This window comes from Mycobacterium parascrofulaceum ATCC BAA-614, from assembly GCF_000164135.1.
GTDB classification, from domain to species: domain Bacteria; phylum Actinomycetota; class Actinomycetes; order Mycobacteriales; family Mycobacteriaceae; genus Mycobacterium; species Mycobacterium parascrofulaceum.
Genome location: NZ_GG770603.1, coordinates 1 through 1,529, shown reverse-complemented (window position 1 = coordinate 1,529; position 1,529 = coordinate 1). Strand labels below are relative to the sequence as shown.

At 66.3% G+C, this 1,529-nt stretch carries 1 protein-coding gene; it reads left to right on the top strand.

Annotated elements, in window-relative coordinates:
* Window positions 1-270: 270 nt before the first annotated feature.
* On the top strand, window positions 271-1,497 hold the full coding sequence (locus HMPREF0591_RS29745; RefSeq protein WP_007172596.1) for an IS110 family RNA-guided transposase: 1,227 nt from the start codon (window positions 271-273) through the stop codon (window positions 1,495-1,497).
* Window positions 1,498-1,529: the final 32 nt, after the last annotated feature.

Below are 1,529 nucleotides of genomic sequence, written 5' to 3'. Positions count from 1 at the left end.
CGCCTAATGGGATCCGATCAGCGTGTCCTTGACGGGGATCTTGGTTATTGAGCGGGAGGCTGATCAACCGAGCCGCCGGCCGGTGAGCACCCTTGGCGCCTGGAGCGATTGCCGATTCCTAGGGCTAGATCGTGCCCCGGCCGGTTGGTGAGGTCATCTGTAGCGCTCATGGGATGTCGTGCCGGTCGAGCACTGATCCATTAGGTCGCCGCCGGGTGTCCTTGGGCTCGAACAGGATTTATCCGCACTGAGGGCAAGGGAGGCAATCGAATGCTGTTCGTCGGAGACGACTGGGCAGAAGACCATCACGACGTGTATCTGATGAACGACGCGGGCGGCAGACTGGCGTCGCGGCGGCTACCCGAAGGCTTGGCCGGGATCGGGCGGTTGCACGAGCTGATCGCCGAGCATGCCGAGGACCCCGCCCAGGTGGTGATCGGCATCGAAACTGACCGGGGCCTGTGGGTGGATGCCGTGACCGCGGCCGGGTATCAGGTTTTCGCGATCAACCCGCTGGCGGCGGCCCGCTACCGCGACCGCCACCATGTCTCGGGAGCCAAGTCCGACGCTTCTGACGCCAAGTTACTGGCCGATCTGGTGCGCACTGATCGCCACAACCACCGCCGAATCGCTGGCGACAGCAGTCAGGCCGAGGCGGTCAAGGTGCTGGCCCGGGCTCACCAGAATCTGATCTGGGCACGCACCCGCCACACCAACGGGCTGCGCTCGGCGCTGCGCGAGTACTACCCCGCCGCACTGGAGGCATTCGAGGATCTGGCCGACCGTGACGCGCTGGCCATCCTGGGTCGCGCCCCGACCCCCGCCGATGCCGGTCGGCTCAGCCTGTCGAAGATCCGGGCTGCACTCAAAGCCGCTGGGCGCCAACGCAACCTCGACACCCGGGCGCTACACATCCAGGCCACACTGCGGACTCCGCAGCTCACCGCGCCCGCGGCGGTCACCACCGCGTTCGGGGTCAGTACCCGCGCCGCGGTAGGGATCATCGCCGAGCTCAACTGCCAGATCGGCGAGCTCGAAGCAGAACTCGCAACGCATTTTGAGGCACACCCGGACGCCGACATCTACCTCTCCCTGCCAGGACTTGGTGTTGCGCTCGGCGCCCGGGTGCTCGGTGAGTTCGGGGACGACCCGAACAGATACACCACCGCCAAGTGTCGCAAAAACTACGCCGGAACATCACCATTGACCGTGGCCTCGGGTAAGAAACGCGCTGTGCTCGCCCGCCACGTCCGCAACCGCCGCCTCTACGACGCCATCGACCAATGGGCCTTCTGCGCCCTCACGAGCAGCCCCGGCGCCCGCACGTTCTACGACCAACGCCGCGCCGCCGGCGACCTCAACCACCAGGCACTACGCGCCCTGGGCAACCGACTCGTCGGCATCCTGCACGGCTGCCTACGCCACCACACCCACTACGACGAACACAAAGCCTGGGCACACCGCCAACCGAGCAGCCCGACCGCCGACGCCGCTTAACTTGACAAGTTGCATCCCTGGGATGTCTAGCC